The organism is Sphaerotilus mobilis (genome assembly GCF_004216565.1).
Taxonomy (GTDB): Bacteria; Pseudomonadota; Gammaproteobacteria; order Burkholderiales; family Burkholderiaceae_C; genus Sphaerotilus; species Sphaerotilus mobilis.
Map to the genome: position 1 here is coordinate 434,376 of NZ_SGWV01000008.1, position 14,977 is coordinate 449,352.

A 14,977-nucleotide genomic window follows, 5' to 3' on the forward strand; every position below is an offset into this window, starting at 1 on the left:
GGTGCAGGCGTCGACACTCACGCCCGCCCTCACTGCGGCTGCAGCTTGATCGACGCGGCGATGGCGCGGTAGCGCGCCGTCTCCGCCGCATAGAACTTCGCCGCATCGGCCAGCGACATGGCCGGCGAGGCCAGTTGAGTCTGCGCCGCCAGCTGGCTACGCACCGCCGGGTCCTGCAGGGTCTTGGCGATGGTCTCGTGCAGCCGCGCAACGATGGGCTCGGGCGTGTTCTTGGGCACCATCAGGCCGGTCCAGATCTTGTAGGCAAAGCCCTTGAGCGCCTGGCCTTCGGAGGCGGTCGGCAGGTTCTTCAGCAGCTCCGAGCGTTGTTCACCGAGCTGGGCGATGACCTTGAGCTTGCCCTGATCGGCCAGCGCGCCCATGCCGGCGCTGTAGACCAGCACCGCGAAGTCGACCTGGCCACCGGCGATGTCCTGCAGCAGCGGCGCGTTGCCCTTGTAGGGCACGTGCTGGAGCTGGATGCCGGTGAGCTGCTGGGCGTTCTCCAGGATCAGGTGGTAGAGCGAGCCGATGCCCACGCTGCCATAGGTCAGCGGACGGTCCGGCGTCTTGCGGGCCAGCGCGATCAGCTCGTCGACGGTGTTGGCGCCCAGGTCCTTGCGGGTCACGAAGACCATCACCGCGTCGGCGATCGGGTGGACCAGCCGGAAGTCTTCCGACTTCAGCTTGACGGCGGCGTTCGCCAGCGGCGACAGGATCACCTCATTGGGCGAACCCTGGAAGATGTACTGGCCGTCGGTCGGCGCGGCCAGCACCTTCTGCGCGGCCAGTGCGCCGCTGACGCCACCCAGGTTCTCGACCAGCACCTGCTGGCCCAGCGCCTGGCCCAGCGGCGTCGCGAAGATGCGCCCGATTGCGTCGGACGGCCCACCGGCCGGGTACGGGACCATCAGGTTGACCGGCTTGCTCGGCCAGGTCTGCGCCAGCGTGCTGCCGCAGGTCATCAGCAGCGCGGCGGCCAGCAGCAGCGGGCGTCGAAGGATGGGGTGCATGTCTTTGTCTCCTGTGCCGTCGTCGCGGCGGTGGGTGTCGGGACCGGGATCGGGATCGGGATCGCGTGAACCCATCGTATGGACGGCCTTGCCCGCAGTCCAATGCATTGTTCTTTCCGATAGCATGAGTTCCACTCATCCATTTCAGGAGTCCCGCATGACCCTGGTCCAGTTGCGTCACCTGATCGCGGTGGCCGAGAGTGGCTCGTTCAGCCGCTCGGCCGAGGCGCTGTTCCTGACCCAGCCGGCGCTCAGCCGCAGCATCCGGGCGCTGGAGGACGGCCTGGGCCAGCCGCTGTTCGACCGCATCGGCCGCCGCAACGAGCTGACGCCCTTCGGCCGCGAGGTGCTGCAGCGCGCCCGGCAACTGGTCTTCGATGCCGACGAGCTGGGCGCCAGCGGCCGCCAGATGCGCGACGGTGAGGCCGGCCGGCTGCGCATCGGCCTGGGCTCGGGCCCCGGCGCGCTCCTGATGACGCCGCTGCTGCAGCACATGGCGACACACCATCCCAAGGTGCAGGTCGAGGTCGCCCGCGGCCAGACCGCCTTGCTGGTCGAACAGCTGCGCGAACGCCGGCTCGATGCGCTGGTGGTCGACGCCCGCTCGGTCGAGCCGGCGGCCGACCTGCAGGTCGAGGCGGTGGCGCAGCTGCGCGGCGCCTTCCTGTGCCGGCCCGGGCACCCGCTGTCCCGGCGCCGCAAGGCCATCACCTTCGCCGACCTGCAGGCCTGGCCGATCGCGTCGACGCCGCTGAGCGACGAGGTCGCCCGCATCCTGATCGAACGCTACGGCCCCGCCGCGCACCCGGCCCGCTGCGTGACCCTGCGCTGCGAAGAGATCGCCAGCCTGGTCGACGTCGTCGAACACAGCGACGCGGTGCTGCTGGCCATCCGCAAGGCCGCGCCGGGCCTGGTCGAGCTGAACCTGAGCCCGCCGCTGGACGCCGCCGCGCGCTTCGGCCTGGTCGTGCTGGCCGGCCGGGCCGAGGCGCCCGCGCTGGCCATCGTCCGGCAGGTGATGACCGCCCTGCTGCACGACTGAAGGCCCGCCGCCAGAATCGTCGCCACGGCAAACCGCCCGTGTCCACCGATCGAGATGCCATGACTGCCCTGCGCCCCACCCTTGCTGCCGCCCTCGCCGCCCTGCTGGTCGCTGCGGGGTCCGCCACGCTGCCCACCCCGGCGGCCGCCCAGACCGCCAAGCCCGCCCCGGCTCAGGCCGCCAACTGCCCGGCTCTGCTCAAGCACACGTTCCCGCGCCTGCAGGACGAGAAGGACCAGTCGCTCTGCCAGTACGCCGGCAAGGTCCTGCTGGTCGTCAACACCGCCAGCTTCTGCGGCTACACCGGCCAGTACGAGGGCCTGGAGGCGCTGCACGCGCGCTACAAGGACAAGGGCCTGGTGGTGCTGGGCTTCCCGTCCAACGACTTCAACCAGGAAGGCGGCGACAACAAGGCCATCGCCGAGTTCTGCGCCAACACCTTCGACGTCAAGTTCCCGATGTTTGCCAAGAGCAGCGTCAAGGGCGCGCAAGCCTCGCCCTTCTACCGCGAGCTGGCTGCCAAGACCGGCCAGGCACCGCGCTGGAACTTCCACAAATACCTGATCGGCCGCGACGGCCAGGTCATCGATCAGTACGTCAGCAACGTCGCCCCGGACGACCGCAAGCTGGTCGCGGCCATCGAGAAGCAGCTGGCGGTGCGCTGAGTTCCTTGGACCCGGTCAGCGGGTCCGGTCAGCGGGCACGGTCAGCGTCACGCGACGGACGCGACCGGATACAGCCCCCGGCCCTGCGCCAACAGGCGCACCAGGCCCAGCATCGCGTCGATGTTGGGCGTGGCCAGGCCCAGGCGCAGCCCGATCTCGCGCACCGCGCCGACCAGGCCGTCGATCTCGAGCGGACGACCCGCTTCGAGGTCCTGCAGCATCGAGGTCTTGAAGGCACCCAGCCCACGCGTGATCGCATGGCGGTCGTCGGGTTGCTGGTCTATCGCGCAGCCGATGCGGGCACCGATGGCCTGGGCTTCACGCATCACCGCGCTGCAGAAGCCGCGCACCAGCGGGTCGTCCAGGATGCGGTCGCAGGTGACGCCGGTCAGCGCCGAGACCGGGTTCATGGTCATGTTGCCCCACAGCTTGAACCAGATGTCGCGCTGGATGCGCTCGCTGCACGTCAGCGCGAATCCCGCCGCGCCAAGCAGCGCGGCCAGCGCGTCGACCCGGTCAGATCGCCCGCCGGCCGGCTCGCCGATCACCAGGGCGTTGTGACGGATGCGGGCCACCACGCCCGGCTCGGGCGTGGCGCTGCTCAGGTGCACGACGCAGCCCAGCACATGAGCGGTCGGGATGGCCGCCGCGATCACGCCGCCGGGATCGACCGCCTCGATCGACCAGCCGGCCGCCTCACCCGGCAGGCCGTCGAAGAACCACCATGGCACGCCGTTCATGGCGACCAGCACGGTGGTCTGTGGCCCCAGCAGCGCGCGCACGCCCGCTGCCATGGCCGGCAAGGCCGGGCCCTTGGCCGCCAGGATGACGAGGTCTTGCGGGCCGAGCGTGGCCGGGTCGTCGCTGGCGTGCAGGGGCACGGCCAGCTCGCTGCCATCGTCTTGCCGCAGCCGCAGACCGTGTGTGCGCAGCGCCTGCAAGGTCGTGCCACGGGCCCAGGCCGACAAGGCGATGCGGCCGGGCGGCAGGCGCGAGCCCAGCCAGCCGGCGAACACGCCGCCGACCGCGCCGATGCCGGCGATGGCGACCTTCAAGGGGGCCGATGACTGCGTGGAAAGCGTGGAAAGCGTCGAACGCGTGGAGGGCACTGGCATGCCGCGATCTTCGCAGCCCTGGCCGGCAACGGCCATGTTCAGGCCGTCACGGCGACCTGCAGACCGGCGCGGCGGGCGGCAGCCCAGTCTTCGATCTGTGCCGCCGGCATGGGCCGCCCGAACAGATAGCCCTGCAAGGCGTCGCAGCCCAGGTCCCTCAGGAAAGCGAGCTGCTCGGCGGTCTCGATGCCTTCGGCGATGCTGCGGTAGCCCAGCGCACGAGCCATGCTCAGAATGGCCCGGATGATGGCTTCGCTCTTCTCGCTGCGGCCGATGGCAGCGATCAGCGAGCGGTCGATCTTCAGCTCATCCATCGGCAGGCGGGCCAGCTGCGACAGGTTGGAGTAGCCGATGCCGAAATCATCGATCGCCACCCTCACACCCGCCGCCCGCAGGCTGCCCAGGCGCAGCACATTCATCTCGAAGTCGGTCATCGCGATCGACTCGGTGATCTCGATGGACAGCAAGCGGGCCGGCACGCCGGATTGCGACAGCAGCTTCAGCAGGCCCGGCACAAAGTCGGGCTCGACGAACTGGGACGGTGACACGTTCACGGCCACCGGTCGTTCAATGCCCTGGTCCAGCCAGCGTCTGCACTGCGCCAGCGCCAACACCATCACCTGTTGGCCCAAGGGCGACATCAGGCCGCTTTGTTCGGCCACATCGATGAAATCGGCCGGCATCAGCAGGCCGCGCATCGGGTGTTGCCAACGCACCAGCGCCTCAACGCAGCCGATCTCCAGCGTCTGGGTGTCGACCTTGGGCTGGAAGTGCAGCAGCAGTTCGTCACGCTGCAGCGCCAGTCGCAGGTCGGCTTCGACACGGGCACGCGCGACCAGCGTCTCGCGGATCTTCTTGTCAAAGAACATGCATCGCGCCTTGCCAGCCTGCTTGGAGCTGTACATCGCCAGATCGGCAAACGTGAGGAGCTCCTCTGCGCAGTCGGTGTCGTCCGGTGCGATCGCGATGCCGATGCTGGCGCCGACCACCACATCCTGGTTCTTGATGTGGAAGGGCTCGCGCAGCGCCTCGATGATGGCCTCGCCCACACCGGCCAGGCGGGTGCGATCGGTCTGGCCGGGCAGCACGGCGACAAACTCGTCACCGGCAAAACGGGCGAACACGATGTCCTCGGGCAGCCGTTCACACGGGTTGCCGAACGGGTCCATGCAGGTGTCCAGCGTCGCATGGGTGCGCTGCAGCCCTCGTTCCAGGATGCGCTGGCTGGCCAGCCGCAGCAGCTGATCGCCACCCGCGTGACCGAGCGTGTCGTTGATGCGCTTGAAGCCGTCGAGGTCGATGAACACGATGGCCGCCCGGAAGCGCCCCTCGCGCTCGCTGTCCAGTGCGTAGCGCAGCAAATGGTCGATGACACTGCGGTTGGGCAGGCCGGTGATCGCGTCGACATGGGCCAGCGCGTTCATGCGCAAGATGTTGGCGTTCAGCCGCGAGGTCATCTGGCGGAAGCTGTGTGCGAGGCCGCCGACCTCGCACGCGCAGTCGACATCGACCGGCGCATCGAAGTCACCCGCAGCGATCGCGTCGGTGCTGCGCTTGAGCGAAGCGATCAGGCCGGTCAGCCGGCTGGCCATCCAGAACGTTGCCGCCGCGATCGCCAGCGTCAGCAGCGCCAGGGTCAGCAGCCAGGCCGCATCGGGCCGCCAGTCCGGGTCCAGCCCGGCGTCTCGCAGCGTGACGCCCGCCAGGGTCAGGATGATGCTGGCCAGCGTGAAGCGCCAGCGGATGCTGTTGAGTCCTCTGCCGTGCATGGCGTGCCGCTCTCATGGGACCGTCGCGGGATCAGCGCGGTCGTGGGTCGGTGTTCCGGGCCAGCGGGTGCATGCCCACCGGGGTTATCGGCGGGTGGCAGGGGAAGTTGAAAGGGGACGTTGAGAGGGGACGTTGAGAGGGGTCGGTGAGCGGGGACGTTGAGGCCAGGCCTCAGCTGCTGCCGCGCACCACGATGCGGTAGCCGACGTCGACGCCGGCCGGCGACACCGGCTCCTTGCGCATCAGGCTCAGCAGCATGCGCGCGGCGGCCACCCCGATCTCGGCGCGCGGGGTGTGCACGGTGGTCAGCGGCGGGATCATCTGGTCGCTGCCGGCAAGGTCGTTGAAGCCGGCCACCGCCACCTGCTCCGGCACCGGGACGCCCAGCCGCAGCGCCGCCAGCAGGCCGCCCTGGGCCAGGTCGTCGTTGCAGAAGAAGACCGCGTCGACGTCCGGCCGTGTGCGCAACAGGTCCTCAAACAGACTGGCGCCCAGCGCCATGGACGAGCTTTCCGGATGCAGCAGTTCGAGCCGGGCGTCGTACAGGCCGGCCTCACGCAGACAGCGCCGGTAGCCTTCGGCGCGTTGCAGCACCCGCGGGTCCAGCTGGGCGGCGACAAAGGCGATGCGACGCCGGCCCCGGGCGACCAGATGCGCCGTGATCGCATGGCCGGCATCGACCTGCGAGAAGCCGACCCAGTGGACGCCCGGCGCCGAGGTGGTCTCCATCAGGTGCACGCAGGGCACGCCGCTGGCGGCGATCAGCTGGCGGCTGGCCTCGCTGCGGTCAAAGCCGGTGACGATCAGGCCGGCCGGCCGGTGCGCCAGATAGCCCTGCAGCAGCTGGCCCTCCTCGACCGGGTCGTAGTGCGTCACGCCGATCAGGGTCTGGTAGCCGGCCGGTTGCAGCGTGCGTTGCGCGGCTTCGAGCAGGTCGACGAACAGCGCGTTCGACAGCAGCGGCACCAGCACCACAACGTTGGCGCTGCGCTGTGACGCCAGCGCGCGTGCGGCCGGATCGGGCACATAGCCGAGCTGGTCGGCAGCGGCACGCACCCGCTCGACCAGATCGGCCGAGACGCTGCGCTCGCCGCGCAAGGCGCGCGAGACCGTGATCGGGCTGACGCCGGCCGCCGCCGCGACCGCATCGAGCGTGACGCGGCCGGTGGCGCGCGATCGGCGCGGCTTGTCGGTTGACTCGGGTTTTCCCTGGTTCATAAGGGTTTGAAGCTGTTTAGGATAGCGCTGTCCAAACGCTGAAAGCCCCGGAAGGTGGCCTCAGCGCCACGCTGTTCGCAGCCGTGCATCCACCTATGTCAGCCCGCATGTTTGTCCCCTTGACCGTCGTTGCCATGGCGCATTGTTGCAGGCCCTTTTTTTGTCCGTCGATGATAGCGCTGTCCAAGCCGCAACCCGCACCCACGGAGGCCTGCTGACATGCCCGCGCTGGTCGTGATGGGCGTGTCCGGCTGCGGCAAGTCCAGCCTCGGCGAGGCGGTGGCCCGGGAACTGGGCTGGACCCTGATCGAGGGCGACGACTTTCACCCGCCGGCCAACAAGACCAAGATGGCGACCGGCCAGCCCTTGGTCGATGCCGACCGGATCGGCTGGCTCGACCGCCTTGGCCGCGAGGTGCAGGCCCATCCGGACGGCGCCGTGCTGACCTGCTCGGCGCTCAAGCGCAGCTACCGCGAGCGCCTGCGCGCGGCCGCACCGGGTCTGCGCTTCGCCTTCCTGGACCTGGACATCGCCACGGCCCAGGCGCGGGTCTCCGGCCGCAACGCCCACTTCTTCTCGCCCACGCTGGTCAGCAGCCAGTTCGAGGCGCTGGAGCCCCCGAGCGGCGAACCCGGCGTGTTGACGCTGGACGCCACCTTGCCGCTGCACACGCTGGTCGCGGCCGCCGCCACCCACGCCCTGCACGGCCCGACCGCCACGAAGGAAGCGACATGAGCCCGTCGACGCCCACCCGTGTCTCGCGCTTCCAGCGCATCACCCAGCTGCTGATGGCGACCTGCCTGGGCGTCATGGCGCTGGCCGTGTTCGTCAACGTCGTGCTGCGCTACGGCTTTGGCAGCGGCATCGCGGCCAGCGAGGAGCTGTCGCGCCTGCTGTTCGTCTGGATGGTCTTCATCGGCGCGACCGCCGCTTACCCGGCGGGCGAGCACATGGCCTTCACCAGCCTGGTGGGCCTGCTCAAGCACCGCCGCGTGCCGATGCTGGCGATGAGCGCGCTGATCCGCCTGCTGGTCATCCTGGCGTGCGCGCTGATGGGCTGGGGCGCCTGGCAGCAGGTCATCGTCGGGCTGAACAGCCACTCGGTGGTGCTCGGCTACCCAACCGCGCTGCTGCCCTTGCCGGCCTTCCTGTGTGCGGTTGCGATCGGCCTGACGGCCTGCGTCGAGCTGCTGCGCATGCAACCCCTGGATCTCGGCCACAGCGCCGAGGTGGAGTGACCATGATGTTCGGCATGACGCCCGAGGCCAGCGCCTTCGTCGTTTTCTCGCTGGGGATGCTGGTGCTGATGGGCATCGGCATGAACATGGCCTTTGCCCTGCTGCTGACCGGTGCCGGCATGGCCTGGGTGCTGGACTTCTGGGACACCCAGCTGCTGGCCCAGAACATGGTGGCCGGCGTCGACAGCTTCCCGCTGCTGGCGGTGCCCTTCTTCATCCTGGCCGGCGAGCTGATGAACTCGGGCGGCATCAGCCGCCGGATCATCGCGATGTCGCAGGCCTGGGTCGGCCACATCCGCGGCGGCCTGGGCTACGTCGCGATCGGCGCGGCCGTGCTGATGGCCAGCATGAGCGGCTCGGCCCTGGCCGACACCGCCGCGCTGGCGACCATCCTGCTGCCGATGATGAAGCAGCACGGCTACCCGATGCACACCTCCGCCGGGCTGCTGGCCTCGGGCGGGATCATCGCGCCCATCATCCCGCCGAGCATGCCGTTCGTGATCTACGGCGTGACGACCAACACCTCGATCTCGGCGCTGTTCGTCTCGGGCATCGTGCCCGGCCTGATCATGGGTGCCGGCCTGATCGTGGCCTGGCGCCTGGTGCTGCGCGACATGGACCTGGCCGGCTCGGCGCCCGTGCCGATGGTCGAGCGACTGCGCAAGACGGCGCAGGCCTTCTGGGCCCTGCTGATGCCCATCATCATCATCGGCGGCATGAAGTCGGGCGTCTTCACGCCGACCGAGGCCGCCGTGGTGGCCGCCTTCTATGCGCTGGTGATCGCCCTGTTCGTGCACCGCGAGATGACGCCCGGCGAGATCGGTGGCGTGCTGGTGCGGGCCGCCCGGACCACGTCCATCGTGATGTTCCTGTGCGCCGGGGCAGCCGTGGCCAGCTACATGATCACGCTGGCCGACCTGCCTGCGACGCTGAGCGGCTGGCTCGGTCCGCTGGTCGAGAGCCCGCGTCTGCTGATGGCGGTGATGATGGTCGTGCTGGTGCTGATCGGCACCGCGCTGGACCTGACCCCGACCATCCTGATCTTCGCGCCGGTGATGCTGCCGATCGCGGTCAAGGCCGGCATCGACCCGGTGTACTTCGGCCTGATGTTCGTGCTCAACAGCGCGATCGGCCTGATCACCCCGCCGGTCGGCACGGTGCTCAACGTCGTCGCCAGCGTCGGCCGGCTGTCGCTGCACCAGGTCATCAAGGGCGTGAACCCCTTCTTGCTGACCTACACGCTGATCCTGGCGCTGTTCGTCGTCTTCCCGCAGATCGTGACCGCGCCGGTCGCGTGGCTGCGCTGATCGGTGGATGGGTGGCCCCTGCCTGCCCCTGCCTGCCCCTGCCTGCCCCTCCCCGAACCTCCACTTTCCCTTCCCCAACCGTCCCACTGAAAACGGAGACAACCATGTCCATGCTTCGCCGCACCCTGCTCGCCACCGCCGCTGTCGCCGCGCTGGCCGCGCCCTTCGCCAGCCTGGCGCAGGACTTCAAGCCGCGCCTGATCCGCTTCGGCTACGGCCTGAACGAGCAGTCCAACCAGGGCCGTGCGGTCAAGGTCTTTGCCGAGGCGGTCGAGAAGGCCAGCGGCGGCAAGATGAAGGTGCGTGCCATCGGCGCGGCCGCGCTCGGCCCTGACACGCAGATGCAGCAGGCGCTGATCGGCGGTGCCCAGGAAATGATGGTCGGCTCGACCGCCACGCTGGTGGGCATCAGCAAGGAAATGGCGCTGTGGGACACGCCCTTCCTGTTCAACAACGCCAAGGAAGCGGACGCGGTGCTGGACGGCCCGATCGGCCAGAAGGTGATGGACAAGCTGCAGGACAAGGGCCTGGTCGGCCTGGCCTATTGGGAGAACGGCTTCCGCAACCTGACCAACACCAAGCGCCCTGTGACGAAGCTGGAAGACCTGGACGGCATCAAGCTGCGCGTGATGCAGAACAACGTCTACCTCGACAGCTTCAAGCTGCTGGGCGCCAACGCCGTGCCGCTGCCCTTCTCGGAGCTGTTCAGCGCGCTCGAGACCAAGACGGTCGACGGCCAGGAGAACCCGTACAACACGATCCTGTCGAGCAAGTTCTACGAGGTGCAGAAGTACCTGTCGGTGACCAACCACGTCTACAGCCCGTGGATCGTCACGGTCAGCAAGAAGTGGTGGGACGGCCTGAGCAAGGACGAGCAGAAGGTGCTGCTCGACGCCGCCCGCAGCGCCCGTGACTTCGAGCGCAAGGACACCCGCGACGAAGCCGCCAAGGCGCTGGCCGAGCTGAAGGCCAAGGGCATGCAGATCAACGAACTGCCGGCGACCGAATCGGCCCGCATGCGCGAGAAGCTCGCCAGCGTGAACACCGCCATCGCCGCCAACGTGGGTGCCGAGCTGTGGAGCGAGACCCAGGCAGCGCTGGGCAAGCTGCGCGGCGGGAAGTGACGCGCGAGACGGGGTGCGGGCAGATGCCCCAACCCCGTCCGTGCGCTCAAGCCATTTGCGCCAGCACCCGGTCGACCATCAACCCGGACTGACCCAGGTAGTTGGCCGGATCGAGCATCTGTTCGAGCCCGGCCCGGTCGACGTGCGGCGTGATTTCCGGGTGGCTGGCCAGCAGGTCCAGCAGCGGCACCCGGCGGGCGAGCGATTCGCGGCAGAGGTCGTAGACCAGGTCGTGCGCATGTTCGCGACCGATGTGGTGGCCCAGGCCCATCATGACCGCCTCGCTCATCACCAGACCGCCGGTCAGGTCGATGTTGCGACGCATCGCGACCGGGTCGACCTCCAGGCCTTCGAGCACGGCGCGTGACTGGCGCAACGCGCCGGCGAGCAGGCAGAAGGCCTCCGGCAGCACGATCCACTCGATTTCCCACGGGCCCGTGCTGCGCTCGTGGTCGGCCACCATCGCGTCCATCAGCGCGGCGGCATGCTGGCGCACCACGCTGATCGCGGCATGGATGTAGCAGCTGCTGATCGGGTTGCGCTTCTGCGGCATCGTGCTGCTGGAGCCGCGGCCGTGGTGATAGGGCTCGTAGACCTCGCCGACCTCGGTCTGCATCATCAGCTTGACGTCCATGCTGAGCTTGCCCAGCGTGCCCCCGATCAGGCCCAGCACCGCACCGACCTCGGCGATGTTGTCGCGGATGGTGTGCCAGGCGATCACCGGCTGGCCCAGGCCCAGTTCGGCGCACAGCGCGGCCTGGGTCTCCATCGCGCCGGTCTGCAGCGAGGCCAGCGTGCCGGCGGCGCCGGCGAACTCACCCACCAGCACCCGTTCGCGCAGCTGCGCCAGTCGCTCACGGTGGCGCAGCACGGCCGACAGCAGACCGGCGATCTTGTAGCCGAAGGTCACGGGAATGGCCTGCTGCAGATTGCTGCGGCCGATCATCGGCGTGAGGCGGTGTTCGCGGGCCAGTTGGGCCATGGCCTGGGCGATCGCGGCCAGTTCGTCGTCGACCAGCTGCAAGGCCTGGCGGATCTGCAGCACCGTCGCGGTGTCGGTGATGTCCTGGGTGGTCGCGCCCCAGTGCACGTACTCGCCCAGGCCGTCGCGGCAGAGCTGGTTGATCTGCGTGACCACGCCCAGGATGGGGTAGCCGATGCGCTCGGTCTGCTCGCGCAGCCGGGCCATGTCGATCTGGCCGATCTCGCAGTGGCTGACGATCTCGTCGGCCGCCTCTTGCGGGATCAGGCCAAGCCGGCCCTGCACGATCGCCAGTGCGCGCTCGACGGCAACGTACTGCGCGGTGCGGTTCTCGTCGGACCAGACCTGGCGCATGGCCTCGGTGCCGAAGATGCCCTGGAAGATCTGCGAGTCAATGATGCTGGCGGCCATGGGGTTTCCTCCTCGTGGGGTGTTGCTTGTGTGATGTGAATGGATGCGAATGGAAGCGGGTGGGATGCGTTCGGCGTGGATGGACGCGGCACGTCTCGGGCAAGCATCAGCCCGGCGCACGGGCGAGCAGGCGGCGGGCACGTTCGATCACCGGTCGGTCGACCATGCGGCCGTCAAGTTGCACGACCCCGGCCTGGTCGCCAGCCTCGGCGATGGCTTGCAGCACGCGCCGCGCCCAGGCCAGCGTGGCGGCATCGGGCGTCAACGCGGCATGCACGGCCGCAATCTGGCGCGGGTGGATGCACAGCTTGGCGCCGTAGCCGTGCGCACGCTGGCGGGCCAGGTCGCGCTGCAGCGGGGCCTCGTCGTCGATCTGCACGGTGACCCCGGCCACCGGTGAAACCAGGCCTGCCGAGCGCGAGGCCTGCGCCAGCGTCGCGGCTGCGGCGTCCAGTGCCAGCGGCTCGGGCCAGGCGTCCAGGTCCAGATCGAGGTCGAGCGCGTAGTCGAGCGTGCCAAACACCAGCCGCTGCACGCCCGGCGCTGCCGCGATCGCGCCAGCCTGCAGCACGCCACGGGCGCTCTCGATCAAGGCCAGCACCGGCAAGGTGCCGATGCCCATGCGCAGCGCGGCGATGTCGTCGGCCGACTCTGCCTTGGGCAACATGACGCCAGCCAGCGAGATGTCCGCCTGGGCCAGCCGGGCCAGCCATGCCAGGTCCTCGGCATGGTGGGGACTGGACCGATCGTTGATGCGCACGACGCATCGCCCGGCCGCATCGCTGGCCGCTGCAAGCGTCGACAGGGCCTCGAACATCGCCTCTCGCGCCATGGCCTTGCGGGTCGGCGCCACCGCGTCTTCGAGATCCAGCACGACCGCGTCGGCGCCGCTGGCCAAGGCCTTGGCCAGGCGCTCGGGACGGTCGCCCGGCACGAACAGGTAGCTGCGCGGCGACATGCTCAGATCGCTCCGTCGGCGCGCAGGGCGGCGATGTCGGCGGGGTTCAGGCCCAGCGCGCCCAACACGGCGTCGGTGTGTTGACCCAGCGCGGGGACCGGGTCCATGCGTGGTCCTTCGCCATCGTTCCAGCTGCCCGGTGGCAAGAGCGCCGGCACCGGTCCGGCGGGGGTGTCGACCTCGCGCCAGCGATCCCGGGCGCGCAGCTGCGGGTGGTCCCAGACCTCGGCCATGGTGTTGACACGGGCGTTGGCGATCTGCGCGGCCTCGATGCGTTCGAGCACCTGGGCCGTGCTCAGGGCCGCAAAGACCTCGACGATCAACGCACGCAGGGCGACCCGTTCGGCGCTGCGCTTCGGGTTGGCGTCGAAGCGGGGATCGCGTGCCAGGTCCGGCATCTGCAGCACGACCGCGCAGAAGGCGGCCCATTCACGTTCGTTCTGCAGACCCAGCATGACGGTGCCGCCATCGCCCGCCGGGAAGGGTCCGTAGGGGTAGATGGTGGCGTGGCTGGCACCGGTGCGGGCCGGTGGCGCTGCGCCGTCGAAGGCGTAGTACAGCGGGTAGCTGGTCCATTCGGTCAGCGCCTCCAGCATCGACAGGTCGATGTGGGCGCCCTGCCCTGTGCGCCCCCGCTGCAGCAGCGCGGCCAGGATCTGGCTGTGGGCGTACATGCCCGCCGCGATGTCGGCGATCGACGGCCCGGCCTTGCAGGGCTCGTCGGCCGTGCCGGTGACGGACAAGAAGCCGGCCTCGCTCTGGATCAGCAGGTCGTAGGCCTTCTTGTCGCGATAGGGGCCGTCCGAGCCGTAGCCGGAGATGTCGCAGACGATCAGCGAGGGCTTGAGCGGCTTGAGCTCGTCCCAGCCCAGGCCCAGCCGGGCAGCGGCGCCGGGGGCCAGGTTCTGGATCAGCACATCGGCCTGCTCCAGCACCAGGCGCTGCAGCAGCGCCCGGGCTGCTGGGTGCTTGACGTCGAGCGTCACACTTTCCTTGGAGCGGTTGGTCCAGACGAAGTGCGACGCCAGGCCGCGCACCCGCGTGTCATAGCCCCGGGCGAAGTCGCCCACGCCGGGTCGTTCGATCTTGATGACCCGTGCGCCCAGGTCGGCGAGCTGGCGGCTCGCAAATGGCGCGGCAATCGCGTGTTCGAGCGTGACGACGGTGATGCCTTGCAAAGGTTGCATGTCGGTGGGTTCCGGCGGTGGGTGACGGGCAGGCGTTAGCGGGCTGAGACGGGCTGAGACGGGCTGCTGCAGGCTGCGACGGGCGTTCCGGTCCGGATCAGCGCAACGTGGCCACGGCGTCCATCGTCAGCCAGCCCTCGTGATCGCTGGCCCACAGCCGCACGCTGCGACCGTCGGCGTCGGGCTGGCCATGCACGGCCATCGGCCTGCCATCGAAGGTCGGGCGGACCGCCTTGAAGCGGAAGCTGGCCACGTCGGCCTCAGGCCACTCGCGGCGCAGCAGGTCCATCAGCAAGGTGGCGATCAGCGGGCCGTGCACGATCAGTCCGGGGTAGCCCTCGACCTCGGTGACATAGCGCCGGTCGTAGTGGATGCGGTGGCCGTTGAAGGTCAGCGCCGAATAGCGGAACAGCAGCACGTCGTCGGGCAGCAGCTCGCGCCGCCAGGCTGCCCCGGTCGGCGCGGGCTGCGGTGGCGGCTCGATGTCGTCGGGCCGGCGCGCCTCGCGGTAGACGATGTCGTGATGCTCGACCAGCGCCGGCTCGGTCGCGTCGGCGGTGTACAGCTCGTGGCGCACCTTCACGAAGACCAGCGCGCCGGTGCGACCGTCCTTGCGGCTCACGTTCTCGATGGTCGAGCGGCGTTCGACCGCGTCACCGACCCGCAGCGCTCGGCGGAAATCGAACTGGCTGCCGGCCCACATGCGGCGCGGCAGCGGCACCGGCGGCAGGAAGCCGCCGCGACGGGCGTGGCCGTCCGGCCCGATCTCGCTCTGGCGGTGCATCGGCAGGAAGTAGAGCCAGTGCCACAGCGGTGGCAGGGGCGATCCGGCGGCATCGGGCGCCTCGGCATGGTCAAGCGTGGCGCTCAACGCCCGAACGGGAGCGGCGGTGAAGGTGTCGTGCAGCGTCTCGCTGCGGCCGATCCAGGTGCTGAGATCCTGCATG

General features: G+C 69.5%; 14 protein-coding genes. 6 read left to right on the forward strand and 8 right to left on the reverse strand.

The genetic code is table 11. The features are described from left to right. Positions 1–29: 29 nt before the first annotated feature. Positions 30–1,013: a tripartite tricarboxylate transporter substrate binding protein gene (locus EV685_RS07285; RefSeq protein WP_130481334.1), complete on the reverse strand. Its 984-nt coding sequence runs from the start codon at positions 1,011–1,013 to the stop codon at positions 30–32. Positions 1,014–1,170: 157 nt separating this feature from the next. Between EV685_RS07285 and EV685_RS07290 the strand changes: the two genes are divergently transcribed. Both EV685_RS07290 and EV685_RS07295 read left to right on the forward strand, forming a co-directional pair. Beyond that, entirely contained in the window at positions 1,171–2,055 is an 885-nt protein-coding gene (locus EV685_RS07290; RefSeq protein ID WP_130481335.1) for a LysR family transcriptional regulator, read from the forward strand. 59 nt (positions 2,056–2,114) lie between these two features. Further along, entirely contained in the window at positions 2,115–2,720 is a 606-nt protein-coding gene (locus EV685_RS07295) for a glutathione peroxidase (protein ID WP_130481336.1), read from the forward strand. Positions 2,721–2,767: 47 nt separating this feature from the next. Here the strand turns inward: EV685_RS07295 and EV685_RS07300 are convergent, their stop codons facing one another. The 3 genes from EV685_RS07300 to gntR all read right to left on the reverse strand — a co-directional run bounded on the left by EV685_RS07300 (position 2,768) and on the right by gntR (position 6,823). Then, on the reverse strand, positions 2,768–3,775 hold the full coding sequence (locus EV685_RS07300; RefSeq protein WP_130481337.1) for a 2-dehydropantoate 2-reductase: 1,008 nt from the start codon (positions 3,773–3,775) through the stop codon (positions 2,768–2,770). A 98-nt stretch (positions 3,776–3,873) separates the two neighbouring features. Continuing rightward, positions 3,874–5,604, reverse strand: coding sequence for a putative bifunctional diguanylate cyclase/phosphodiesterase (locus tag EV685_RS07305; protein ID WP_130481338.1), 1,731 nt, complete (start codon positions 5,602–5,604; stop codon positions 3,874–3,876). A 172-nt stretch (positions 5,605–5,776) separates the two neighbouring features. Next, positions 5,777–6,823 carry an HTH-type transcriptional regulator GntR gene (gene gntR, locus EV685_RS07310; RefSeq protein WP_130481339.1) on the reverse strand — a complete coding sequence of 349 codons (1,047 nt, stop codon included), beginning with the start codon at positions 6,821–6,823 and terminating at the stop codon, positions 5,777–5,779. 219 nt (positions 6,824–7,042) lie between these two features. On the opposite strand from gntR, the gene EV685_RS07315 reads away from it, so the two are divergent. From EV685_RS07315 to EV685_RS07330, 4 genes are all read left to right on the forward strand, one after another. Continuing rightward, positions 7,043–7,558 (forward strand): gluconokinase, encoded by a 516-nt coding sequence (locus tag EV685_RS07315; RefSeq protein WP_130481340.1) that lies wholly within the window; start codon positions 7,043–7,045, stop codon positions 7,556–7,558. Further along, a complete protein-coding gene (locus tag EV685_RS07320; RefSeq protein ID WP_130481341.1) occupies positions 7,555–8,061 on the forward strand; it encodes a TRAP transporter small permease subunit in 507 nt (168 codons plus the stop codon). Before EV685_RS07315 ends, EV685_RS07320 begins: the two co-directional genes overlap by 4 nt. Before the next feature lie 14 nt (positions 8,062–8,075). Beyond that, on the forward strand, positions 8,076–9,368 hold the full coding sequence (locus tag EV685_RS07325; RefSeq protein WP_130481708.1) for a TRAP transporter large permease: 1,293 nt from the start codon (positions 8,076–8,078) through the stop codon (positions 9,366–9,368). Positions 9,369–9,472: 104 nt separating this feature from the next. Continuing rightward, positions 9,473–10,492: a TRAP transporter substrate-binding protein gene (locus tag EV685_RS07330; protein ID WP_130481342.1), complete on the forward strand. Its 1,020-nt coding sequence runs from the start codon at positions 9,473–9,475 to the stop codon at positions 10,490–10,492. Positions 10,493–10,538: 46 nt separating this feature from the next. Here EV685_RS07330 and EV685_RS07335 read toward each other — a convergent pair whose 3' ends face one another. The 4 genes from EV685_RS07335 to EV685_RS07350 form a co-directional block, all read right to left on the reverse strand. After that, positions 10,539–11,885, reverse strand: a complete 1,347-nt coding sequence (locus EV685_RS07335; RefSeq protein WP_130481343.1) for a class-II fumarase/aspartase family protein — start codon at positions 11,883–11,885, stop codon at positions 10,539–10,541. Positions 11,886–11,991: 106 nt separating this feature from the next. Beyond that, complete coding sequence (locus tag EV685_RS07340; protein WP_130481344.1) at positions 11,992–12,843, reverse strand: HpcH/HpaI aldolase/citrate lyase family protein; 852 nt, start codon at positions 12,841–12,843, stop codon at positions 11,992–11,994. A 2-nt stretch (positions 12,844–12,845) separates the two neighbouring features. Then, complete coding sequence (locus EV685_RS07345) at positions 12,846–14,030, reverse strand: CaiB/BaiF CoA transferase family protein (RefSeq protein ID WP_130481345.1); 1,185 nt, start codon at positions 14,028–14,030, stop codon at positions 12,846–12,848. A 97-nt stretch (positions 14,031–14,127) separates the two neighbouring features. Further along, positions 14,128–14,976, reverse strand: coding sequence for an HTD2 family dehydratase (locus EV685_RS07350; protein WP_130481346.1), 849 nt, complete (start codon positions 14,974–14,976; stop codon positions 14,128–14,130). Between the last annotated feature and the right edge of the window lies 1 nt (position 14,977).